Below are 23,440 nucleotides of genomic sequence, written 5' to 3'. Positions count from 1 at the left end.
GTGCCCTCCTCCTTCGGGCCCGGAGGGCCCTCCATCGTCGGGCACTGCGGCGATCGCTGGCATCGCTCCGGCTCGCCTAGCGGCTCGCTGCGCGATCAGATTCTTGCTTCGCTCGAATCTGCCTTTGGACGCGATCGCGGGTTTCGGCGTTGTCGCGGGGTTGGTGTGACGGCCTAGGTCGTTGAGATCTTGGTTCTGTGCTTCGCGATGGTCTGTCGCGCCACCCGCGCCCCGCCGTGCTCCGGTATTGGACCGGCGCTGCCTGGCTCACGGGGGTGGGTCGTCTGGCTGGGACCGGTCGCCCGCACCGGTCCGGCCCGCGCCCGCAGGGCACTGGGTCAGGTGGGCCAGGGGCGTAGGCGTTCGTAGGTGGCTGCGGCGGCCAGGGCGACCAGGTCTTCGTGCCGGCGGGCGACCATCTGGAGGCCGGTGGGGGTGCCGCCTGCACGGCCTGCGGGGACGGAGATCGCCGGGTGGCCTGAGAGGTTGAAGGGGAAGGTGACGGCCAGGGCGCCCCAGTGGTCCACCGGGCGGCCCGCTATCTCGGCCGGCATCGGGCCCTCGGCCGGGAACGCCGGTGCCTGGGTGGCCGGGGTGAGCAGGAGGTCGAAACGGGCGAAGCCCTCGGCGAGGGCGGCGACCAGGCGGGCGCGGGCCTCGTGGGCGTCGACGAGCGCGTCGGCGTCCAGGGTGCGCGCGGCGTCGCCGTAGCGGCGGACCGTGGGGTGGACGGAGTCCAGGCGGTCGGCCGGGGCGTCGCGGAGTTCGGCGTGGACGTCGGGGACCGACAGGGTCCGGAAGGCGGCCCCGCAGGATTCCAGCGTCAGGTCGGCGGGGACCCGGCGGGCGCCGGTCCCGGCGATGAACGCCCTGGCCGCGTCCTCCACGACGGCGGCCACCTCCGGGTCGCACGGCGCGTAGCCGAGGTCGGGCGACCACGCGACCCGGAGGCCGCGCAGGTCGACGCCGTCGAGGGACGTCTCGAAGGGCGCGGTGGGGGCGGGCAGGGACGCGCGGTCGTACTCGTCCGTCCCGCAGACGCAGTCCAGGAAGCGGGCCGTGTCGCGCACCGTGCGGGTGAGGACGCCGTAGTGGTCGTTCTCGGCCGTTCCCCGGTGCCGCGGCCCGCGCGGGACGCGCCCGTAGGTCCCCTTGAACCCGACCAGCCCGCAGTAGGAGGCGGGGATGCGGAGCGAGCCGGCGCCGTCCGTGCCCGTCCCGAGCGGGACCATCCCGGACGCCACGGCCGCCGCCGAGCCGCCGCTCGACCCGCCCGGCGTCAGCTCCGGGGCGTGCGGGTTGCGGGTCACGCCGTGCAGGACGGACGCCGTGAACGACGCGCGCCCGAACTCCGGCGACGCCGTGAGCCCCACGGGGACCGCCCCGGCCGCCATCGCCCGCGCCACCATCGTGGAGGTGTGGTCGGCGACCCGGCCGGCGTGCAGGACGCTGCCCATCGCGTACGGCCACCCGGCCACCGCGTGCAGCTCCTTCACCGCGAGCGGCACGCCGGCCAGCGGCCCGGGGTCCTCGCCGCGCGCCACCGTCGCGTCGATCTCACGGGCGCGGGCGAGCGCGCCCTCGGCGTCCACGTGGACGAACGCGCCGAGGGCGCCGTCCGACCGCTCGATCCGCCCGAGGGCCTCCGCCACCGCCTCGCGCGCCGCGCGCCGCCCGGCGCGGACCTCCTCCGCCAGTTCGACCGCGTTCACAGCGCCACCGCCGCGACCGCCGTCGCCACCACCAGGCCCGTCACCACCGGGAGGAACAGCCGCCGCGCGAGGTCGATGACGGAGACGCCGGTCAGGCCCGCGACGACGATCAGCGACGACCAGATGACGAGGGTGCCGCCGCCGGTCCAGCTCGCGCCGTTCTGCGCGATGGCCGCGAGCGTCGCCGGGTCCGCGCCCGCGGTGTGGCCGAGTTCCCCGGCGAGCGAGCCGGTGAACGGCAGCCCTGGCCAGCCGTTGCCGTCCAGCCCGATCACCATGCCGACGAGCAGCATCGCGAAGGAGGCGAACACCGGGACGTGCGGGATGTGCGGCTGGACCTTGGCGATCGCGTCCAGCAGGAGCGCCGGGCCCTGCTCGCCTTCCGGCAGCCCGAGGATCTGCCCCGAGTAGTCGGAGAGCCCGACGTAGACGAACCCGGCGATCGGGATGACGACCCCCATCGTGCGGAACGCGAACGCGATGCCCTCGGTGAAGTGGTCGGCGCACTCCTGCAGCCAGGTCCGCCGGTTCGCGATGACGCAGACGACGACGAGCGCCAGCGCCGCCGTCCCGCCCACCAGCGGCGCGCCCGCGCCGTCGTCGATGCCGGGGACGAGGGAGGTGAAGCGGCCGAGCAGCATCACCGCGAGGAGCGCGGCGAACGCCAGCGGGACGGCGAACGCCACGAACCGCGTCCGGCCGGAGGGGGCCTCCGCGTCACCGTCGTCGCCCCCGCCGCCGGCGGCGGTCAGAGTCGCGGTTCCGCCGCCGGCGGGCTCGGCGCTCACCGTCTGCGTCCCGTCTTCCCGGACCACCGTGTGCGCGGAGCCCTCGCCGACCGCGGCCAGATCGACCGCCGCCGACTCCGCCGCCGCCGGGTCCAGCAGCTTGCCGCGCACGTCGCGCAGGTAGCAGAAGGCCAGCGCGACCACGCCCGCGATCAGCGAGATGACCAGCGCGCGGTCGGCGATGGCGTCCGCGGGGACCTTGGCCCCCTGCGCGGACAGCCCGGACGCCACGCCCATGACGTAGTCGGAGCTGAGCGCCATGCCCTGCCCGGTGATGGCGATCGCGATGGCGGCGGCCAGCGGCGGCAACCCGACCCGGACGGCGGCGGGGAGCAGGATCGCGGCGATCAGCGGCAGCACCGGCGTCGGCCAGAACGACATCGACAGCAGGTAGGTGACCACGGCGAGCACCAGGTAGGCGACGTGCCCGTTGCGGACGAGCCGCTGCAGCGGCCGCACCATCATCAGGTCGGAGCCCAGCGTGCGCATCGCGCCGAGCATCGCCGTCACGACCGCGATGATCACGAAGACCGGCAGCAGTTCCCTCGCGGCGGTGATGGCGGCGTTGAACACCGCGCCGAGGCCGGTCGTGACGCTCCCGCTGTACACGAGCGCGGTGAGGAACGTTCCAGCGAGGGCGAGGCCGACGACGTTCCTCCGCGCGACCACGGTCGCGATGAGGGCGGCGAGGCCGAGCAGGTAGATCCAGTGGGCAGGGGACAACGCGTTACCTCCCACCTCCGGGACGTGGAGCCTCCACGTCCGTGCACGAGGGTTCTGGTGAATGTGCACGATCTCTCCTGGCAGGAGCAATGACGAAAGCGCACAGGCCGGGTGGCGTGGATTGTGCAGGGTGTTGCCGTGCGGGGGCCGTCCGGGGGTGGTTTTTCTCTCTCGCGACATGCGTGCGTTGTGGTCAGACGAGGCTCAGTGATCTGTTCCAATGAACTGTTGTGCCGTCAGCTTCCTACCGTCTCGTGCGACGCGCGGGTCCCGCGCGGAGCGTCCCGCCCGTGCTCGACGAGCAGCAGCGGCGGGTGGTCGAGCACGCCGGCGGGCCGATGCTGGTGCTGGCGGGGCCGGGCACCGGGAAGACGACGACGATCGTGGAGGCGGTCGTCGACCGTATCGAGAACCGCGGCGTCGACCCCGAGCGGGTGCTCGTCCTGACGTTCAGCCGCAAGGCGGCGGGGGAGTTGCGGGAGCGCATCACCGGTCGCCTTCACCGGACCACGCGCACGCCCCTGGCCCTCACCTTCCACAGCTACGCGTACGCGCTGATCCGGCGGGACGCCGTGCTGAACGAGGAACCGGCCCCCCGGCTGCTGTCCGGGCCCGAGCAGTTGCTGGAGGTGCGGCGGCTGCTGGAGGGCGAGCTCGCGGACGGCGCCCGCGACTGGCCGGAGCGGCTGAGGGCCGCCCTGGCGACCCGGGGGTTCGCCGAGGAACTGCGCGACTTCGCTCTGCGCGCGGTCGAGCGGCAGTACGCCGCGGAGGACCTCGCCGCTCTCGGACGCATGAGGGGCCGCGACGACTGGGCCGCCATCGGCGGGTTCATGGAGCGGTACGTGGACCGGTTCCTGCTCGACCCCGTCCCCACCTACGACTACGGCGAGCTGATCCACCTGGCCGCGGGGATGCTCGCGGACGAGGAGGTGCGGATCCGGGAGCGCGACGCCTACGACGCCGTGTTCGTGGACGAGTACCAGGACACCGACCCCGCGCAGGAGGCCCTCCTGCACCACCTCGCGGGCGAGGGGCGCGACCTGGTCGTGGTCGGCGACCCGGACCAGTCGATCTACGGGTTCCGGGGCGCGGACGTGCGCGGCATCCAGGAGTTCCCGGACCGCTTCCCCGCCCTGGACGGCGCCCCGGCGCCCGTGGTGGCGCTGCGGACGTGCCGCCGGATGGGACCCGAGATCCTCACCGCCTCGCGCCGCATCGCGCGGCGGCTGCCCGCCGGGGCGGCGGGCGCGGCCGAGCACCGCGCGCTGCGGCCGGTGGAGGAGCTCGACGAGGGCGAGGTGCGCGCGGTCATCGCCGACTCCGAGAGCCAGGAGTCCGCGCTGGTGGCCGACGAACTGCGCCGCGCCCACCTGCTCGACGGCGTGCCGTGGTCGCGTATGGCGGTCCTGGTGCGCAGCGCCGTCCGGCAGGTCCCGGTGCTGCGGCGGGCGCTCGCCCAGGCCGGTGTTCCGGTGGTGGTCGCCGGTGACGAGGTGCCGCTGGTGGGGGAGCCCGCCGTCCGCCCGTTCCTCGTCCTGCTGCGGGCGGCGCTGAAGAAGGGCTTCCTGGACGAGGTCGTGGCCGAGGACCTCCTGACCGGCCCGCTGGGCGGCGCCGACGCGCTCGCCATGCGCCGGCTCAAGCGCGCTCTGCGCGACCTGGAGGAGCTGTCGGGCGGGCAGCGCGCGCTGGGCGATCTCCTGGTCGCGGCGGTGAACGACCCCCGCGAGCTGGTCCTGGTCCACGAGAGGGTCCGGGCGCCGGCGGAGCGGATCGCCAACCTGATCGAGGTGGCGCGGCGCAGCGTGCACGACGGCGGCACCGCCGAGGACGTGCTGTGGGCCGTGTGGCAGGAGAGCGGCCAGGCCGACGTGCTGCTGGAGCAGAGCGTCAAGGGCGGGACGCGCGGCGCGGCGGCCGACCGCGACCTCGACGCCGTGGTGGCGCTGTTCGACCACGCCGCGCGGTTCGTGGACCGGCTCCCCCAGGCGGGGCCCGAGCTGTTCGTCGACAACGTCGCGTCCCAGGAGATCGCCGGTGACACGCTGGCCGAGCAGGCGCCCGAGGGCGAGGCGGTCCGGATCCTCACCGCGCACCGCTCCAAGGGCCTGGAGTGGGACGTGGTCGTCGTCGCCGGCGTCCAGGAGGGCGTCTGGCCCGACGTCCGGCTGCGCGGGTCGCTGCTCGGCGTCGAGGAGCTGGTCGAGCACGCGGCCGGGGCCGAGCCCGACGGGGACGCCGCCGCCGGCGCCTCGATGGCCGCCAAGATGCTCGACGAGGAGCGGCGGCTGTTCTACGTGGCGGTCACGCGCGCCCGCAGACGGCTCGTGGTGACGGCCGTCGGCGGCGACGACACCGAGGAGAGGCCGTCCCGCTTCCTGAACGAGCTGCTCCCCGGCGCGATCGAGCAGTCCCAGCTGGACGAGAAGACCCGCTGGCTGTCGCTGTCGGCGCTGGTGGCCGACCTGCGTTCCGTCGTCGGCGACCCGTCCCGCCCGGAACCGCTGCGGCGCGCGGCGGCCGGGCACCTGGCCCGCCTGGCGCGCGCGGGTGTGCGCGGCGCGAGGCCGGAGAACTGGTACGCGATCACCGCGCTGTCCGACGGCGGGCCCGCGTTCGCCGAGGACGAGCCCATCACGATCTCGCCGTCCCAGGTCGAGGCGTTCACCACGTGCGGGCTGCGCTGGCTGCTCGCCTCGGCGGTCGGCGCCCAGGAGGGCGGGCCCAACGAGTACAGCACGATGGGCAAGGTGGTCCACGCCGTCGCCGAGATGGCGGGCGCGGACGACGGCGTCGACGAGGTGCACGTCGCGCAGCGGCTCGACGAGATCTGGAAGGACCTGGAGTTCCGCAGCTCGTGGTACTCGGAGAAGCAGCGCGAGCAGGCCGCGAAGATGGTCGACAAGTTCCTCGCCTGGCACCGCGACAACCCCAACGAGGTCGTCGCGCTGGAGGAGTCGTTCAAGGTCGACCTCGGCCGCGTCGTCATCAAGGGCCGCATCGACCGCGCCGAGCGCGACGAGCAGGGCCGGGCCGTCATCATCGACATCAAGACCTCCTCGACCGCCGTCCCGAAGGACGACCTGGCCCGGCACCCGCAGCTCGGCGTGTACCAGTACGCGGTGATGCTCGGCGCGTTCGAGCGGCACGGGCTGATCGAGCCGGGCGGCGCGAAGCTGATCCAGGTCGGCAAGGCCGCGTTCACGGCGAAGGCGCGCGAGCAGGAGCAGCCCCCGCCCGCCGAGGACGCCGACCCCGAGTGGCCGAAGCGGCTCGTCGAGATCGTCGCCACGGGGATGGCCGGCGACGTCTTCCAGGCCAGGGCGAACGACAAGTGTCGCACCTGTCCCGTACGCTCCTGCTGCCCCGTCCATGACGAGGGCGGGCAGGTGAGCGACTGACTGGCTCGGGGGGAGCGAGGTGATCACGCCGGGAGAGCTGGCCCGGCTGCTGGAGATCCCGGCGCCGACGGAGGAGCAGGCCCGGGTGATCGAGGCGCCGATGGCGCCGATGGCGGTGATCGCCGGCGCCGGGTCGGGCAAGAGCGAGACGATGGCCGCGCGGGTGGTGTGGCTGGTCGCGAACGGCTTCGTCCGGCCGGAGCGCGTCCTCGGGCTCACCTTCACCCGCAAGGCCGCCGCCGAGCTCGGCGTGCGCGTGCGCAAGCGGCTCGACAGGCTCCGCGAGGTCCTGCCGGGCGACGAGCTCGAACGGCTGGGCGGTGAGGCCCTGTTCGACGGCGAGCCGATGGTGTCCACGTACCACTCGTACGCGGCGCGGCTCTTCGGCGACCACGCCCTGCGCGAGGCGCTCGAACCCACGATGCGGCTGATCTCGCCGGCCGTCGCCTGGCAGATCTGCTCGCGGGTGGTCGACGCCTACCACGGCCCCATGGACCGGATCGACTGGCAGCCCGACACCGTCACCAAGGCCGTCATGGAACTGTCCGGCGACCTGTCGGAGCATCTGCGCACGGCCGAGGACGTCCGCAGGGTCGGCGCCTGGCTCGACGAGCGGCTCGCCGTGGTGAAGAAGCCGCTCAAGGCGCAGCGCGACATCCTCGCCAAGCACGCCGTCCGCGAGCAGCTCATGCCGCTCATCGAGGCGTACGGGCGCGCCAAGGCCGACCGCGAGGTCATCGACCACGGCGACCAGATGGCCCTCGCCGCCCGCATCGCCTACAAGCACCCCGAGGTCGGGATGATCGAGCGGTCCCGGTTCTCGGTCGTCCTGCTGGACGAGTACCAGGACACCAGCCAGGCGCAGCTCGTCCTGCTGACGTCGCTGTTCGCGGGCGGGCACCCCGTCACGGCCGTCGGCGACCCCTGCCAGTCCATCTACGGGTGGCGCGGCGCGAGCGCCGGGAACCTGCTGCGGTTCGCCCACGACTTCCCTCTGCAGCCGGCGCCGGCCCCCGGGGGGCGTCCCGTGGCGGCGCCGGTCGTGCAGCTCAGCCGGTCGTTCCGCAACGGCGAGCAGATCCTGGAGGCGGCGGCCAGGGTGCAGGAGGAGCTGCGCGCCGAGACGAGGTCCGTGCCCCGCCTCATCCCGGGCGCCGGACGCGAGGGGCGAGGACGGGTCGAATGCGCCCTCTTCCCCACCGTGGAGGACGAGGCCGACCGCGTCGCCGCGCGCATCGCCGGGCTCATGGCCGGCGACCCCGAGACCGCCCCGGACGGCGGCCCCCAGGCCGAACCGCTCCGCTACTCCGACGTCGCCGTCCTCGCCCGGAAGCGGTCGCAGTTCCCGCTGATCAGGCGGGCCCTGGAGGCGCGCGGCATCCCGGTCGAGGTGGTCGGGCTCGGCGGGCTCCTCACCGTCCCCGAGGTACAGGACGTCGTCGCCACGTTGCGCGTCATGCACGACCCGACCGCCGGCGCGTCCCTCGCCCGGCTGCTCACCGGCCCGCGCTGGCGCCTCGGCCCCCGCGACCTCGTCGCCCTCGGCCGCCGCGCCCGCGCCCTGGCCCAGGAATCGGCCCGCGACATCACCCGCCCCGACCCCGCCCCCGCCGCCGCGCCCGAGGAGGGGCCCGGCCCCGCCGCCCCCGGCGAGGGCCTCGGCCCCGCGTCAGGCACCGTTCTCGGCAGCGTGTCGACCGGCGAGCCCGACCCCGCCTCCGCCACCGCGCCCGGCCCCGCGTCGGGTCCCGCGTCGGGCGCCACCTCCGGCGACGAGTCCGGCGTTGCGCCCCGCGAAGGGGCCGACGCCGCGTCCGACGCCGCCTTCGGCGCCGCGTCCGTTGAGGGTGACGGCGAGGGTGACGGCGGGGACGATCCGCTGCGGCAGCTCGTCAGCGAGCTGAACCAGGAGACCGGCAGCCTCGTCGACGCGCTCGACGACCTCGGCCCGCCCGACGCGTTCTCGCCCGAGGGGTACGGGCGCCTGCGCCGCCTCCGCGACGAGTTGCGCGCCCTGCGCGGCCAGGTCGGGCTGCCGCTGCCCGACCTGGCCAACGAGGTCGAGCGCGCGCTCGGCCTCGACATCGAGGTCGCGGCGCGGTCCGGGCTCGACCCCGTCACCGCCCGCGCCGACCTCGACGCGTTCATCGACGCCGCCGCCACGTTCGCGGGCGACGCCGAGGACCCGACGCTCGGCGCGTTCCTCGCCTACCTCAAGGCCGCCGAGACCGAGGAGTTCGGCCTGGAGGCCGGACGGGTCGGGGAGACCGACAGCGTCAAGCTCCTCACCGTCCACGCCTCCAAGGGCCTGGAATGGCCGGTCGTCGTCGTCCCCGGCCTGGCGTACACGCCGCAGAAGAACGGTTCACCCGCCAAGGGGTCGATCTTCCCTTCGCCGCCGCAGAACGCCACCCGCTGGACGGCGAACCCGCGCGTCCTGCCGTTCATGCTGCGCGGCGACCGCGCCGACCTGCCCGCGCTGACCGGGCTGGAGAAGGACGACCTCTCCGTTTTCGACCAGGCGTGCTCCGAGCGCGACCTGCGGGAGGAGCGGCGGCTCGCCTACGTCGCGGTCACCCGCGCGTCCAGCCTGCTGATCACCACCGGCTACTGGTGGGGGTCCTCGGGCCGCCCGCTCGGCCCGTCGCCGTTCCTGGAGGAGGTGCGGGCGGTCTGCCTCGCCGGGGCCGGGTCCGTCGCGGTGTGGGCCGACCCGCCGGAGGAGGGCGCCGCCAACCCGCTGCTCGCCGACCCCGAGGAGGCGCAGTGGCCCATCGCGCCGGGCGAGCGCGGCCGGTCCGACCTGTCGGCGCGGGCGCGCTACGAGGCGGTCGTGGAGGGGGCCCGCATGGTCGAGGACGAGATGGCCGGGCGCACCCGCCACTGGGCCGGGGACACCGGCCTGTCCGACGCCGACCGGGGGCGCATGACGGCGTGGGCGCGCGACGTCGAGCTGCTGCTCGCCGAGCGCGACCGGGGGCGCGGGGGCGACGGCCTGCTCGTCGAGCTGCCCGCGCACCTGTCGGTGTCGTCGCTGGTGTCGCTGGCGCGCGACCCGGCGGCGCTCGCGCGGCAGATCCGCCGTCCCATGCCGCGCCCGCCCGCCCCCTACGCGCGGCGCGGCACCGCCTTCCACACCTGGCTGGAGGGCCGCTGGGGGCAGCAGCGCCTCCTGGACCCCGACGAGCTGCCCGGCGCCGCCGACGAGGGCGCCGCCGACGACGCGCACCTGGCGACGCTGCGCGAGCGCTTCGAGCGGTCGGAGTGGGCGGCGCGCGAGCCGCTCGACATCGAGGTGCCCTTCGAGACCATCATCGGCGACCGGCTGGTCCGGGGCCGGATGGACGCGGTGTTCCGGTCCCGGGACGGCGGCTACGAGGTCGTCGACTGGAAGACCGGCGCCCCGCCGCGCGGGGACGAGGCGCGGTTCTCCGCCGTGCAGCTCGCCGCGTACCGGCTGGCGTGGGCCGAACTCGCGGGGGTGGACGTCGCGCGGGTCAGCGCCGCGTTCCACTACGTCTCCGCCGAGGTCACCGTCCGTCCCGCCGACCTGCTCGACGCGGCCGGGCTCGCCGCGCTGCTGGACGGCGTCCCCGCCGCCTGAGGGTTTGGTCGCCGCCCCCTGTTCACCATGCGTGGTTTCGGGGATGATCCGGGCAACCATCCGAGGAGGCGGCGTGTCGGTGACCCATGACGAGAAGGTGGTACGGGAGTTCTCCAAGCAGGCGGCCGGGTTCTCCGACCCGAGGCTGAACACGGCCTTCACCCGCCATCTGGACCGGCTCGTCCGGTTCATGGACCCCGAACTCGACCTGGAGGACGTCGTTCTGGAGGTCGCCGCCGGGACCGGCATCGTGTCCCGCGCGATCGCCCGCCGCGTCCGGCACGTGACGGCGCTCGACCTCACGCCCGCGATGCTCGCCGAGGGCAAGCGCGACGCCGACCACGCCGGCCTCACCAACGTCACCTTCGCGCACGGCGACGCCACGGCCCTGCCCTACCTCGACCGGTCGTTCACTCTCGTCGTCACCCGCTTCTCGCTGCACCAGGTCGCCGACCCCGGGGCCGTCGTGACGGAGATGGCCCGGGTCAGCCGCCCCGGCGCCGCGCTGATCATCGCCGACCTGGTCCGGCCCGAGGGCCTGGACGGCGATCCCGACCGGATCGAGCGGCTCCGCGACCCCTCGCACGGGGCGGCCCTCACCGAGGCGCGGATCGCGGAGCTCGTCACGGCGGCGGGCGCGGCGGTCAAGCGCGCCGACCGGTTCGACCACAGCCGCCCGCTGGACCCGTGGCTGGAGTTCTCGCACACCCCCTCGGACGCCGCGGCGCAGATCAGGCGAGAGCTGGAGGAGGAGCTGGCGGGCGGACCCGCCACCGGCATGCGCCCGAGCATGGTCGACGGCGCCCTGCACTTCACGCACTCCTACCTCTTCCAGCAGGCCATCGTCGGATAACGGTTTCGAGCAAACGTTCGACGCGTGTGACGCGTGTGGTCTATGTTGTCGAACATGGGTTCTAGCACCGTGCGCGCCCTTGATCGCGAGCCGGCCGCGCTGGCGATGCGCATCGGCGTGGTCGCGGCCGAGGCCGCCCTCGCCACCTTCGCCCGCAACCTCGACCTGGACGACCTGGAGGACGGCGTCGACTTCCAGGGCGCCATCGGGCCCGCCGAATGGCCGGTGTTCTCCCTGGTCATCGACACGCTCGCGGAGGCCGGGCCGGGCGACCACCGGACGCTGGACGAGCGCCGCGCCGACGCCCTCAACGACCTCGCCCGCATCTGCATGGCCGCCAAGCGGCGCGCCGGCGCCGCCTGACCCTCGGGACGGGGCACGCCCGGGACCTCGCGGCCCTGGGCCCGGGCGTTTCCCTCATCGACCGCCGTCGGGCCGTCGCTTGACCTTGCCGGTGCTGGTGCGGGGCAGTTCCCGGACGAACCGGATGTCCCGCGGGACCTTGTACCGGGCCAGGTGGGCGCGCACGTACTCCCTGAGGTCGTCCTCGGCGACCTCCGCCCCCTCGGTCCTGACGACGTGCGCGGCGAGCCGCTGCCCGAACCTCTCGTCGTCCACCCCGGTGACCGACACCTCCGCGACGTCCGGGTGGCCGCCGAGCAGGTTCTCCACCTCGCCGGGGAACACGTTCTCCCCGCCCGAGACGATCATGTCGTCGGCGCGGCCGTCGATGAACAGCCGTCCCGCCGCGTCGAAGTGCCCGAGGTCGCCGGTGCCGGTCAGGCCGTCCCGCACGCGCCTGCCGCCACCGCCGGTGTACCCGGCGAACCGCAGGCCGCCGCCCGTGTAGACCTCCCCGGTCTCGCCGGCGGGCAGCTCCCGCCCGTCCTCCCCGAGCACCTTGATCGTGAGCCGGAAGGACGGCCTGCCGACCGTGCCGGGCGCGGCCCGCAGGTCCTCGGGCGTGGCGATCGTGGCCCAGCCGGTCTCGGTCGCGCCGTAGACGTTGACGAGCACGTCGCCGAACGCGTCCATGAACGCCTCGGACAGGTGCGGCTGCAGGGCCGCCCCGCCGCACACGACCGCCCGCAGCGCCGGCGTCGGCGGCGCGTCCCGCACGTCCAGGACGCGCTGGAGCATCACCGGCACCGCCACGAGCGCCTCCGCCCGGCGGTCCGCGATCGTCTCCAGCACCTGCCGGGGATCGAAGCGGCGGGACAGCACGAGCGGCATCCCCATGGCGAGCCCGACCGTCGTGTAGGCGAAGCCGAGCAGATGGAAGAGCGGGGGCCCGATGACCATCGGCGCGCCCGACCGGACGGGAACGCGCATCAGATGGCTCAGGGCCGCGGGCAGCAGCGACGAGGCGGACAGATCGTGCCGTGCCCCCTTGGGCGTGCCGGTCGTCCCGGACGTCATCAGGATCACCCGGCTGGGCCGCTCGGGCTTGATGGGTTCGGGAGCGGTCTCCTCGATCAGCGCGTCGATCGCCCCGCCGCCGTCGGCCCACGCGACCACCCGCTTCCCGGCGAACCCCGACTCCTCGACGGCCGGCCCGAACTCCTCGTCGTGCACGAGCAGTTCGATCTCCTCGCGTTCGACGACCTGCCCCAGTTGCCGCCCGGAGAAATCGGTGTTCAGCAGCACGACGTCATTGCCCAGCCGCGACGCCGCGAGGACCGTTTCGACGAACCCCCGGTGATTGCGGCACAGGATCCCGACCTTCCCGTCGCCCACACGGCCGCTGAGCGCCGTGGCCAGCGCCGCCGCCCGCCGTTCGAGTTCCGCGTAGGACAGCGCGCCGCGCTCGTCGATCAGGGCCGTCCGGTCGGGGAACCGCAGCGCGGCCATGGCGCCGAGCGTCGCGGGGACGGGCCCGAACCGCACGTACGGAAACAGCAGCCGCGCCGCCCGATCAGGCCGGACGGGCCGCACCACCCCGGCGTCCCGCACCGCCCGGGCCGCCCTGACTCCCGCCTCCGCAGCACCACGCACCCGCTCAAGCACCTGCAAGACACTCCTCCGCTGCCCCGAACTCCTCGTCCCGCCGTCCGGCATACCCGGCTTTCTGCCGAGCAAAGGCGCCGCCAAGCGACGGGTAGCGACGGGTGTGCCGAGCCGTTGTCAGGAGCTGGTGAGGGCTGCCAGGAACCAGTCGAGTTCGTGGCGGGGGTGGTCGGGCGGGGACCAGTCGTTGACGGTCGACAGGAGATGCAGGTAGCGCTCCCGTCGTGGGTCGTTGGCGCCGGTCAGGTAGGCGGCCAGGCGGGCGCGCAGGGCGGGGGTGTCGGGTCGGCCCTGGAACTCGGCGTAGGCGGCGACCACGTCGGTGACGGCTTGGGCCGCCTGGGGTGAGTCGGGGGCTGCTCCTGCGGCGAGCAGGGGGCGCACGGTCTCAGCGACCCGCGCCACGGCGTGCTTGCGTGGTGGGCCCGTGCGCCGGGCGGCCTCGGTCGCATGGTCGTCGAACAGGCCCCGCATCAGGGCGCGGAAGCCGGGATCGCGCGTGAGCTCGGCCAGTTCCACCCAGGCGGCCAGTTGCTCGGACGTGGGGTCGTCGGGCAGTTCGGGGGCCAGCGACCGGTGCAGGACGCGGGACATCGGCCCCGCGTCGGGGGTGCCGAAGGAGCTGTCGAGGAAGTCGGCGACGAGGTCGTCGCGTTCGGCGGCGGACAGGCGGGCGAGCCGGTGCATCAGTTCCATCTCCTCGGGGTCGCTGCCGCGGCGGGCGGCGATGGTCAGCACCGCGTGCCGCAGCCGCAGCATCCGCATCTGGGCGGCGACGGCCTCGGCGTGGGCGGCGGCCGCGTCGGCGGCCCGCACCTCACGGTCGACGATCTTCTGGACGGTGGCCAGGTCGATCCCCAGCTCGCGCAGCGTCCGCACCAGGCCCAGCCGGGCCACGGCGCCGGCTCCGTACCGGCGGTGGCCCGCCGCGGTCCTGCGCGCCGGGACGATCCCGCGCTCGGTGTAGAACCGCACGGCCTTCACGGTGACCCCGGCGCTCCGGGCGAGTTCGCCGATGGAGTAGGTCGCTTCCCCGTCCATGGATCCCACCCTGGCATCTCCCCTCAGGGGAGATTCAAGGCCACGGGCGGGTTCAAGCGGGACGGGACGGGGTCGCTCCACCGCGGCGGTGACGCCCCGGCGGTCTCGACGACGCCGGTGACGGTGAACTCGACCAGCCGTCCGGCGCCCGCCACCGCGGCGGCCATGGCCGTCTGCGGAAACCGGGCCGAAGCCGCCCGGCACTACGAGCGCGCGAAGTCGGAACGTCAGGGGCGCGGCGGCGAACCGGGGGCGCCCGGCCCGGTGATCGAGTCGATCAGGGCGGTGCGGAGGGCGCGGACGGCGGGGGAGCGCCAGCGGGAGGCCGGCTCGGCGAGCCAGAGGTGGTGCCGGGACAGGCCGGCGGGCGGGGTCAGTTCGGCGAGCGCGCCGGCGGCCAGTTCGTCGGCGACCGTGACCGTGGGCAGCAGCGCCGCGCCGAGGCCCGCCGCCACGCAGCGCTTCGCCGTCTCGATGCCTCCGAAGCGGGGCGGGTTCGCCGTGGGCTGGGCGGCCGTGACCAGGGCGGCGAACTCGTCGCTGTAGGAGCAGCCTTCCTCCAGGAGGACGATGCCGGTCGCGGCCAGCTCCGCCGGGGTGAGGGGACGGTTCCTGGGGAGGGGTGTGGACACCGCCGCGACGAGTGACAGGGGTTGGGCGCCGAGGTCGACCAGGTCCACGCCGGACGGGTCCGGCGAGGGGTCGAGGATGAGGGCCACGTCGGCGCCGCGGTCGGCGAGCGCGGTGAGCGCGGTCCGGGTGTCGGCGGGGAACAGCGAGACGGTCACGTCCGGGAGTCGCGCCCGCAACCGGGGCAGCAGGGGCGCGAGCCAGTAGGCGCACACGGACTCCGGGGCCCGGAGCCGCACCGGGCCGGACGGCTCGGTGGCGGCGGCGGTGACCTCCGCGAGCATCCGCTCCTGGAGATCGAGGACGCCCCGGGCGTGCTCGGCGAGCAGGGAACCGGCACGGGTGGGGGAGACGCCGCCGGGGAGGCGGTCGAGCAGCGGCGTCCCGGCGAGGCGCTCCAGCGCCTGGACGTGCGCGGTGACGGTGGACTGCACGAAGCCGAGCTCCGCCGCGGCGGCGGTCATCCCGCCGTTGCGCAGGACCGCGAGGAAGGTGGTGAGGAGGCGCGTGTCCATCGAATATCCCGATGCCTCTGATCAATATTCATCGTTGGACGCGATGCTAGCGGCTGGAGCAGACTGCTCGCATGAGCGACATCGCACCAGCACTCCGCTACACCGCCTTCGACGTGGACGGGGAGGGCGGCAACCCGGCCGGGGTCGTCCTGGACGCCCGGGGCCTGGAGGCCGCGCGCATGCAGGAGATCGCGGCCGAGATCGGGTACTCCGAGACGGCCTTCCTCGTGGACGAGGGAGGCGCGCCCGGGCGGTTCGCGATCCGCTACTTCAGCCCGCTGGCCGAGGTCGCCTTCTGCGGGCACGCCACGATCGCGACCGCCGTCGCGCTGGCCGAGCGGCGGGGGACGGGGAGCCTGCGGCTGAGCACCCCGGCCGGCGAGGTCGGGGTCGAGACCCGGGAGGCGGACGGCCGCGTCCTCGCCACCCTGACCAGCGTCCCGCCCACCGTCCGGGCCGTCGAGGAGGCCGACCTCGCCGCGGCCCTGGACGCGCTGCGCTGGGAGGCCGGGGAGCTCGACCCGGAGCTGCCGCCGCGCATCGCCAACGCGGGCAACGACCACCTGGTGCTGGCGGCGTCCACGCGCGCCCGGCTCGCCGACCTCGACTACGACGGGGACGCCCTCGGCGGGCTCATGGCGCGCCGCGGCTGGACGACCGTCCACCTCGTCTGGCGGGAGAGCGCGACCGTCTTCCACGCCCGCGACCCCTTCCCGCCGGGCGGGGTCGTGGAGGACCCGGCGACCGGCGCCGCCGCGGCGGCCTTCGGCGGGTACCTGCGCTCGCTGGGCCTCGTCGCCCCTCCGGCCCGGATCACCGTCCACCAGGGTGAGGACATGGGCCGTCCCAGCCGGCTGCTCGTGGACGTCCCCTCGGGGGACACGGGCATCGGCGTGAGCGGGACCGCCGCGCCGATGGGCTGACGGGCGCCCCGGGGACGTCCAGTACGGTCGGGGCCATGCCGCATTCGACCGCCGCCGTGACCGCAGACGATCTCGACCTCGCCGTTCAGCTGGCCGTCGCCGCCCTGCGGGAGGCTCCCCCCGAGGCATGGGACGGGAAGGCAGGGTCGCTCGAATGGGACTGCTGGGAGACCGTCGAGCATCTCAGCGACGACCTGTTCGCCTACGCCGCCCAGCTTGCGCCGAGGACGCCGCCGATGGACGGCGAGGTGCCGTTCGTCTGGGAGAGCCGGCGGTCCGGCGGACCGGCCAACGCCGTGCACGCGGACAGGAGCGCCGGGCCCGCGGGGCTGTTGCAGGTACTCGACGCGTGCGGCGGGATGCTGTCCGCCGTGGTCCGCCGCACGGCCCCGGACGTCCGCGCGCACCATGTCTTCGGCGCTTCGGACGCCGAGGGGTTCGCCGCGATGGGTCTCGTCGAGACCCTCGTCCACATGCACGACCTGGCGGAGGGGCTGGGGCTGCCCTGGGAGCCGCCCGCCGACGTGTGCGCCCGCGTGCTGGGGCGCCTGTTCCCCGGCGCGCCGCAGGACACCGACCCCTGGCCGACCCTGCTGTGGGCCACCGGTCGCGGGGACCTTCCCGGACACCCGCGCGTCACGTCATGGCGCTGGTACGGGAGCCCTCGCGGCTGACCCTCCGGCGTCCGGTCGGCGCCGGTAGTGGAAGGCCGGTTTCGGGTGCATCAGGAAGTCGTGGTGGGAGATGTTCCAGGCGTAGGCCCCGGCCATGGCGAAGGCGATGACGTCGCCCGGCGCCAGTGGCGGGACGAGGACGTCGCGCGCGAAGACGTCCTTCGGCGTGCAGAGCTGGCCCACCAGGGTGGCCCGGCGCTCCGGGCCGTTCGCGGTGAGCACCTCGAAGGGCTGGTCGTGGCCCTTCGTCACGGGGGTCCTCAGATGGTGGGTGCCGCCTCTGAGAACGGCGTAGGTCTCGCCGCGCGTGGTCTTCACGTCCAGGACGTCGGTGACGTACCAGCCGTGGTACGCGGTCATCGCCCGTCCCGGTTCTATGCGGACTTTCGCTGGGATATGGCTGAGGCCCGTCCCGTAGGTCCGCCAGTCGAAGCGGGATTCGGGGGACGCGTAGTCCACCGCCATGCCGCCGCCCACGTTCAACTCGGGGTCCTCCACTCCCCGGGAGCGGAGCCAGGGAATCGCCCATTCTGCCGTCCGGTGGGCCAGGTCGAGCATGGCGGGCGCGTCCAGGCCGGAGGCCAGGTGGGCGTGGACGCCTCGAAGGGTGATGTTCGGATACTCGGCCAAAAGGCGCGCGCAATGGTCGAGGGTGTCCTCGTCCATGCCGAAAGGGCCGCTCATGGTGAGGGCCGCGTTCGGCACGTTCACGGGCAGATTCGCGCGGAGCAGGACGTCCGCGGGGCCCAGGGCGGCCAGGCGAGCCAGCTCGTTCGGGCTCTCCACATGGATCCGGTCGGCCTTGAGCATGCGGGACAAGGCCAGTTCGTCAGCCGTTTTCCCGGGCCCGCCAAAAGCCACCGCCTTGCCGGGGAGGGTCTCCCGGACGTGGGCGAGTTCGCCGCCGGACGACACCTCCACGCCGTCGACGTGGGGCGCGAGAGTCCGGAGGATCTCGGCGTCCGGATTGGCCTTGGCGGCGTACAGGACCTCTGTGCCGGGAAGCGCGGCGCGTATGCCGCGGACATGGGATTCGAGTCCGGGCAGGTCGTACACATAGGCCGGGTAGCGGTCGAGGTCCAGCGCGAACTCGTTCACAGCGGTCGGGCGGCGAGCGGGTTGGGAACGGGGACGTAGGCCGCGCCGCGGTCGGCCGTCCGTGACCAGCGGGTGCGGAGATTCGCCTTGGCGGGCAGCGGCACACCGGCCAGGAGAGCCCTGACCTGCGGGTGGCGGTCGAAGGCGGCGAAATGCTTGCGCGCCGCCTGCCAGAGGGTCTCGTCCAAGGACGGGTGGAGGTCGGCGACGGCGGCGGCTATCTCGGTGAGGTGGTTGACGAGGAGGCAGTAGACGGCACGGTTCCAGCCCCTGTCGGGGGCATAGGTGAGGCCCTCGGCCACGCGGGCGGGGAGGTGCGACAGGTCCCAGTGCCCCGCGGTCAGTTTGGTGCCCTCCATGTCGCGGAAAACGGCATGGACGGGCATGCCGTCAGTGTCGACGCAGACGAGGACGTTCTGCAGGTGAGGTTCCAGGACGACGCCGTGGTCCAGATAGGCGCCCAGCACGGGCGGTGCCACCTGGGCCACGTATGCGTCCCACCAGGCTTGGGCGCTGTCCGGGGAGGAGAGGGCGGGCAGACCGGAGAGGAGCGCGTTGTAGGGGTCGGCCAGGGCGCCCGCCAGGAGAGGCGTGCCGGGAAGGGATCTGATGCCCTGCCGCAGGATCACTCCCAGACCCTCGTACAGGCGGCGGTCAGGGAGGGCGACGCTGCGGTAGGCGGGTTCTCTGAGGAACGTGGCGTTCAGCTTCTCCAGGATGGGCGGCAGCAACTCGTCGAGCGTCATCGCCCCGGTCAGTTCGTACCAGGCGTTCTTGCGGACGCAGTTGGTGATGCGCACATCGAGGCTGAACTTGCAGAACACATCGGCGTCCGGCAGATACGCGGTCCGGACGGACGAGGTGGGCACCGCCTCCATCTCGGACGGGCCGAGATTGACCAGGGACCCGGTCGCCAGGGCCCTCTGCAAGACGGGATTGTCCGCCAGCAAGGAGAACTGCCACGGATGGACGGGGAGCAACCGACGTCCAGGCGGCACCGAAGGGCCGTACTCCTCCAAGGTGGTGAACGCCTCAGCTGCCCCTTCCTCGGCGACGAGCCCTTCGGGCACGGCCAGCCACAGCGGGCGGAACCGGGCCCTCGTCTCGGGCGCGTACGGCAGCCACTCCTCCGGCGAACCCTGGCGGGCCTTGGGAGACGGGTGGAAACGGTGCCCCGCGACAAGAGACTGCTCTGAGTCGATGTAGTCGATGGAGTGGACCTCAGCGAATTCACCTCTGGCGGCGAGGATCGCGGTGAGCGCGGCGTGGCTGTCTCCGACCTGGACGAGGAATTCCGCGTTCGGGGAGCCGGTCGCCAGCTCCAGTTCACCCGCGACCAGGTTCGCCAGCCTGTCCCACGGAGCCGGTATCCACTCGTCCTCGCGGCGCTCCTCGTAGGGCGGCGCCAGGCGGCGGGTCGCCCCGACCGGGGGACGGGCCAGACCCGCGCGCAGCAGGACCCCCGCGCGGGGCAGCCGGAACACGAGGCGGGCCCCGTCCGGCCAGACCTGCTGCTCGGGCCCGCAGACCTCCCGGATCAGGCAGTTGAGCAGCGCGGTCGCGGTGGCGTCGTCGGCCGTGACGGCCGGTTCTGTCAGCAGCACGTCGTGTCCAGTAGGTAGTTGGGCCCCGGCGGGCCGTAGTGCTTGTTGATGTCGGCCGCGCCTGTCCTCGCCTTGTCGACGAGGGTCCCGGCGGTGACCATGGCCTTGCCCGGCAGGGTGTCGGCGTCGAGCGTGCGGGCGCGCAGGAACGCGTCCTCCGGCCCGAGCGCCCCGTCGAGCCGTTCGCGGATCATCCGGCGCCCGGTCCGCCAGGGGAGCAGGCCCCGCCCGGCCAGGCCCAGGGCGGGCGCCGCGGCGCAGAGATGCAGGGTGATGGTGACGAAGACGCGGGCGAGGGCCTCGGGATCGGACGTCGTCATCCGGCGGTCGACGAGATCGCGAGGGTCCGTGCCAGGGGAGGGCGGGACGCGCTCCCGGAGGCGGGACGGGTCGATCAGCGCGCCGTCGTTGTCCTTGATGAGGAGGCGGACCGGAGACTCGTCCAAGACGAGCGCCACGTTCTGCTGATGCGCCTCTAGCGCGATGCCGTACCGGAACAGCGTGACGCTAAAGGAGAGCAGCGCCGTCAGGTAGGCGCCGAAGAGCGCTTCGACGTCCCAGCGCTCGATGACGTGACCCTGGTCCGGCGCCTCGGCGAGCAGAGCCGCCACAGGGACGATGTGCGCGCGGGCGGTCTCGGGCGGGAAGCGCCGCACCAGATAGCCGAGAAGCGGGTCGTCGGCGTGGCCGTAGGTCTGTTCGTCGGCGAGAAGGACGGGAAGCGACGGCTCCCGTAAAAGGACCTGGCGCAGGATCCGTTCGACGAGCGCGCCGTCCGGAAGGGTGCCGGGCACGATGGTGCGCCGGTTGCGGACGCCGAGCGTGCTCGTCGGCAGCGGCATCTTCACGTGGTCGAGCGGCGCCGCCGCGACCGTCCGCATCGACAAAGTGGGTGTGACCTGCAAGTACGGATCGGGCGCGAGCGAGACGCCGGGGCGGGGGCCGACCTGCCGAGCCGCCAGCGGGTGGACGGGGAACAGCGCCCCGGCAGCGTCGTCCGAGCGCAGGCCCACGTCGGACGGCGCGGGCCACCACCCGGGGAGCGACCCGGTCCGCGTCGCGTTCCGCACCGCCGCCCAGCGCAGCGGGAACGACGGCGCGAACTCGGGCGCGTAGCGGCTCAGCTCGGCCAGGGACAGCCCGGAGCGGCTCCGGCCGGTGGGGTGCACAGGGTGGTCGTTGCAGGCCGCCAGCGTCTCGTAGAACGTGCCGGGGCCCGTCCGCATCTCGGCCGGGAGGCGTCCCAGCCGCCGGTGGACGGCCGGACGCGCCTCGCCGTGCAGCTGGATGGTCGCCAGGGCCTCAAGGCATTCGCGCTCGAAGGAAGCCGTGTCGTCACCCGGGTCGGCGACCAGACGGACGGCATGGAAGACGTCGCTCAGCCTCAGGCCCTGCCCAGGATCCACGACGAGCTCTGAAAGAAAGGCGGGCCGGGCTTCCACAAGACGCACGGAACGGCCCGGAAGCTCCAACGTGCGGCCCCGGACCCGGCGTCTTAGGCCCGCGTAGTCCTCCCTCAGCAACGCGTCCAGAACGCGGGCCGCGAGCGGGCCTTCGACGTCGTGGTCCGTCACGCGATCATCCAGTCGTGGGTCGCGCGGAACCGCGCCAGGGCGGCGTTCACTTCCTCCGGTCCAGGACCGATGGCGCGCACGGTGCCCAGGTAGTCGCGGTTGGTCCGGGTGAGGGAGACCGTGTCGCCCACCGCGCGCTGAGGACGGTACGCCAGTCGAACCGCGCCGTCCTCCACCTGCACGGGGCCGGGAGCCGCGGTGAGCGTGCCGCAGCGGTCGGCTATGACCGGCTCGGCCACGGCATGGCGAGGACGGGGGACCCGCCGTTCCGGCAGGGACGCCCCGAGATGGACCCGCAGGATCTGCTCGAACAGGGGCACGCCCAGCAGATCGGCCAGCAGGAAGTCGCAGTGGTCGCCGATCAGCCGGTAGTTGACCTCGATGACGCGGGCGCGCCCCTCGTGGACGACGAACTCGGTGTGGCACGCCCCGAAACCGACGCCCAGCGCCTCCAACTGCCGCAGGACCTGCTCCGTCTCCGGGGGAGGGGGCGCCCACTCAAGGCGCTCCTCCACGAAGAACGGCGGCGGCGAGAGCGTCGTGCGGAACGAGCCCAGCACCCGCAGCTCCCGTCCGTCCCCCAGCGTCTCCAGCGTGTGGAGACGGCCCGGCAGGTACTCCTCGGCCACGAGCGGATCGCCGCGGCGGGCCCGGATCTCCTCCACCCGGGCGGCCAGTTCCACGCCGTCGTGGACGAGGAACACGTCCTCGCTCGCCACCCCTTCGCGCGGCTTGAGGACGAGCGGATACGGCGCGCCCGCCGGGACCCGCCCCGCGTCTGCCGAGAAGACCGGGTCGAGGGACGCCAGGTGCCGCCGCATCAGCGCCTTGTTCTTCGCCCGGATCGCCGCCCGCCAGTCCTTCGCGGGCAGGCCGAAGTACGCGGCGGCCAAGGCGGCGGGCGCCTGCAGGAAGTCGCTGTTGGAGAAGACGGCCGCGGGCTCGCCCCCGCCGCACGCGGCGCCGTCCTCGACGCGCGCGATGATGTCGCGGAAGTCCGAGACGTCGCACTCGACCACCGGCACGCCGGCGTCGTGGGCGGAGGGACGGTCGGTGAGGAGCGTGACGTCGAGGCCCAGGCGCGCGGCGGCGGGCAGGAATCCGTGCGTCACCGAGTCGGTCGCCTTGCCGGCGACCAGGTAGAGAGAGGCGGCCACGACCGGCCCTTCCAGTGAGTGAGGTAAGCCTTGCCTAACTCGCAGTGATCAACCATAGTGGCCGGGGGGCCCTCCGCACGCAAGAACGATGGCACCGCGTGTCCCGGCCCGTCCCGCGATCCGCCAGGATGGACGCCATGGATCTTGTCGACCGGTGGGTGGCGCTGGCGGGACCCCACACCCGGCACATCGGGACCGAGCTCGACCGGCGCTACGGGGAGTCGCACCGCCGCTACCACACCCGCGCGCACCTCGTCGCGGTGCTCGATCTCGTGGACGAGCTGGCCGGGCACGCCGACGACCCGGACGCCGTCCGGATCGCCGCCTGGTTCCACGACGCCGTCTACGACCCCGAGCGCGCCGACAACGAGGAGCGCAGCGCCCGCCTGGCCGCGCGCATGCTCGCCGACACCGACGTCCCGGACGCGGTCGTCGCGCGCGTGGTGCGGCTCGTCGAGCTGACCGCCACGCACGCGCCGGAGGAGGGCGACCGCGACGGGCAGGTCCTCTGCGACGCCGACCTCGCGGTCCTCGGCGCGGAGCCCGAGCGGTACGCCGCCTACGCGGCCGCCGTCCGCGAGGAGTACGCGTTCGTCCCCGACGAGTTCTTCCGCGCCGGACGGGCCGAAGTCCTCAACGGCCTCCTGGCCCTGCCCCGGCTCTTCCACACGCCCGCCGCACGCGAACGGTTCGAGGAACGCGCCCGAAACAACGTGCGGACGGAACTCCTGCTCCTCAACGCCTAGACGCCCAGCCGGCCGTCCGGAACCGGCCGGGGCCGGTACGCCTTGCGGCGGCGCAGGCCCGCTCTGGTCAACCGCAAGAGCAGCTCCTGGCAGCCCACCGCCTCGGCGCCCTGGAGCAGCGCCGCCTCATAGAGCTCCGACGGGACGTCGTAGTGGTCGCGCTCGAACGCCCGCGGCGGCATCCCCAGTTCCGCGGCGAACACGTGCAGCTCGTCGTAGGACACGTCACTGACCATGTGCGACCACACGCGTCCCCGCGCGGGCCACAGCGGCGGGTCGATGAGGATCAAGGCCACTCCCGCGATCGAGGCAAGGCGATCCCTTACTGTGATTCTCCAGTCTCGGGGAACCCGAGGGGTCGGGACGTCCGGAGATCCCGGACAGAGG

Annotated in this window: 18 protein-coding genes; 7 read left to right on the top strand and 11 right to left on the bottom strand. The window is 73.9% G+C overall.

The genetic code is table 11. The features are described from left to right. Positions 1 to 338: 338 nt before the first annotated feature. Both AB0H37_RS40605 and AB0H37_RS40600 read right to left on the bottom strand, forming a co-directional pair. Positions 339 to 1,712: an amidase family protein gene (locus tag AB0H37_RS40605; RefSeq protein ID WP_360617948.1), complete on the bottom strand. Its 1,374-nt coding sequence runs from the start codon at positions 1,710 to 1,712 to the stop codon at positions 339 to 341. Next, positions 1,709 to 3,223: a hypothetical protein gene (locus tag AB0H37_RS40600; RefSeq protein ID WP_360617946.1), complete on the bottom strand. Its 1,515-nt coding sequence runs from the start codon at positions 3,221 to 3,223 to the stop codon at positions 1,709 to 1,711. The genes AB0H37_RS40605 and AB0H37_RS40600 overlap by 4 nt, the downstream gene beginning before the upstream one ends. A gap of 254 nt (positions 3,224 to 3,477) precedes the next feature. Here AB0H37_RS40600 and AB0H37_RS40595 point away from each other — a divergent pair, with 254 nt between their 5' ends. The 4 genes from AB0H37_RS40595 (at position 3,478) to AB0H37_RS40580 (ending at position 11,447) form a co-directional block, all read left to right on the top strand. Beyond that, on the top strand, positions 3,478 to 6,627 hold the full coding sequence (locus AB0H37_RS40595; protein WP_360617944.1) for an ATP-dependent DNA helicase: 3,150 nt from the start codon (positions 3,478 to 3,480) through the stop codon (positions 6,625 to 6,627). Between the two features lie 19 nt (positions 6,628 to 6,646). Further along, complete coding sequence (locus AB0H37_RS40590; RefSeq protein ID WP_360617942.1) at positions 6,647 to 10,231, top strand: ATP-dependent DNA helicase; 3,585 nt, start codon at positions 6,647 to 6,649, stop codon at positions 10,229 to 10,231. A 73-nt stretch (positions 10,232 to 10,304) separates the two neighbouring features. Then, positions 10,305 to 11,084: a methyltransferase domain-containing protein gene (locus AB0H37_RS40585; RefSeq protein ID WP_360617940.1), complete on the top strand. Its 780-nt coding sequence runs from the start codon at positions 10,305 to 10,307 to the stop codon at positions 11,082 to 11,084. A 54-nt stretch (positions 11,085 to 11,138) separates the two neighbouring features. Then, positions 11,139 to 11,447 carry a hypothetical protein gene (locus tag AB0H37_RS40580; protein WP_329094463.1) on the top strand — a complete coding sequence of 103 codons (309 nt, stop codon included), beginning with the start codon at positions 11,139 to 11,141 and terminating at the stop codon, positions 11,445 to 11,447. A 54-nt stretch (positions 11,448 to 11,501) separates the two neighbouring features. On the opposite strand, the gene AB0H37_RS40575 is transcribed toward AB0H37_RS40580, so the two are convergent. From AB0H37_RS40575 to AB0H37_RS40560, 4 genes are all read right to left on the bottom strand, one after another. After that, positions 11,502 to 13,091 (bottom strand): AMP-binding protein, encoded by a 1,590-nt coding sequence (locus tag AB0H37_RS40575; protein WP_360617950.1) that lies wholly within the window; start codon positions 13,089 to 13,091, stop codon positions 11,502 to 11,504. A gap of 117 nt (positions 13,092 to 13,208) precedes the next feature. Next, positions 13,209 to 14,132, bottom strand: a complete 924-nt coding sequence (locus tag AB0H37_RS40570) for a MerR family transcriptional regulator (protein ID WP_329094462.1) — start codon at positions 14,130 to 14,132, stop codon at positions 13,209 to 13,211. A 23-nt stretch (positions 14,133 to 14,155) separates the two neighbouring features. Further along, complete coding sequence (locus AB0H37_RS40565; protein ID WP_360617938.1) at positions 14,156 to 14,299, bottom strand: hypothetical protein; 144 nt, start codon at positions 14,297 to 14,299, stop codon at positions 14,156 to 14,158. 60 nt (positions 14,300 to 14,359) lie between these two features. Beyond that, the gene (locus AB0H37_RS40560) at positions 14,360 to 15,277 is read right to left on the bottom strand and encodes a LysR family transcriptional regulator (protein WP_360617936.1); all 918 of its coding nucleotides are present in this window, start codon (positions 15,275 to 15,277) and stop codon (positions 14,360 to 14,362) included. A gap of 71 nt (positions 15,278 to 15,348) precedes the next feature. On the opposite strand from AB0H37_RS40560, the gene AB0H37_RS40555 reads away from it, so the two are divergent. After that, a complete protein-coding gene (locus AB0H37_RS40555; RefSeq protein ID WP_360617934.1) occupies positions 15,349 to 16,200 on the top strand; it encodes a PhzF family phenazine biosynthesis isomerase in 852 nt (283 codons plus the stop codon). Positions 16,201 to 16,235: 35 nt separating this feature from the next. Beyond that, positions 16,236 to 16,874: a maleylpyruvate isomerase N-terminal domain-containing protein gene (locus AB0H37_RS40550; RefSeq protein ID WP_329094458.1), complete on the top strand. Its 639-nt coding sequence runs from the start codon at positions 16,236 to 16,238 to the stop codon at positions 16,872 to 16,874. Here AB0H37_RS40550 and AB0H37_RS40545 read toward each other — a convergent pair. From AB0H37_RS40545 to AB0H37_RS40530, 4 genes are read right to left on the bottom strand one after another with little or no spacing between them, the layout of a single operon-like run. Beyond that, positions 16,842 to 17,972, bottom strand: a complete 1,131-nt coding sequence (locus AB0H37_RS40545) for an alanine racemase (protein WP_360617932.1) — start codon at positions 17,970 to 17,972, stop codon at positions 16,842 to 16,844. The genes AB0H37_RS40550 and AB0H37_RS40545 overlap by 33 nt on opposite strands. After that, a complete protein-coding gene (locus AB0H37_RS40540) occupies positions 17,969 to 19,576 on the bottom strand; it encodes an IucA/IucC family protein (RefSeq protein ID WP_360617930.1) in 1,608 nt (535 codons plus the stop codon). Before AB0H37_RS40540 ends, AB0H37_RS40545 begins: the two co-directional genes overlap by 4 nt. Next, the gene (locus AB0H37_RS40535) at positions 19,567 to 21,150 is read right to left on the bottom strand and encodes an IucA/IucC family protein (RefSeq protein WP_360617928.1); all 1,584 of its coding nucleotides are present in this window, start codon (positions 21,148 to 21,150) and stop codon (positions 19,567 to 19,569) included. The genes AB0H37_RS40540 and AB0H37_RS40535 overlap by 10 nt, the downstream gene beginning before the upstream one ends. Further along, a complete protein-coding gene (locus AB0H37_RS40530) occupies positions 21,147 to 22,307 on the bottom strand; it encodes a siderophore biosynthesis protein (protein ID WP_360617926.1) in 1,161 nt (386 codons plus the stop codon). The genes AB0H37_RS40535 and AB0H37_RS40530 overlap by 4 nt, the downstream gene beginning before the upstream one ends. Positions 22,308 to 22,444: 137 nt before the next feature. Between AB0H37_RS40530 and AB0H37_RS40525 the strand changes: the two genes are divergently transcribed. Then, positions 22,445 to 23,053, top strand: coding sequence for an HD domain-containing protein (locus AB0H37_RS40525; RefSeq protein ID WP_329094453.1), 609 nt, complete (start codon positions 22,445 to 22,447; stop codon positions 23,051 to 23,053). Here AB0H37_RS40525 and AB0H37_RS40520 read toward each other — a convergent pair. Further along, positions 23,050 to 23,343: a DUF4031 domain-containing protein gene (locus tag AB0H37_RS40520; RefSeq protein ID WP_329094452.1), complete on the bottom strand. Its 294-nt coding sequence runs from the start codon at positions 23,341 to 23,343 to the stop codon at positions 23,050 to 23,052. The genes AB0H37_RS40525 and AB0H37_RS40520 overlap by 4 nt on opposite strands. Between the last annotated feature and the right edge of the window lie 97 nt (positions 23,344 to 23,440).

Source organism: Actinomadura sp. NPDC023710, from assembly GCF_040639875.1.
Classification (GTDB): Bacteria; Actinomycetota; Actinomycetes; order Streptosporangiales; family Streptosporangiaceae; genus Spirillospora; species Spirillospora citrea.
Note: the sequence above shows the minus strand (reverse complement) of the source record. Positions and strands in the feature narration are given on the sequence as shown.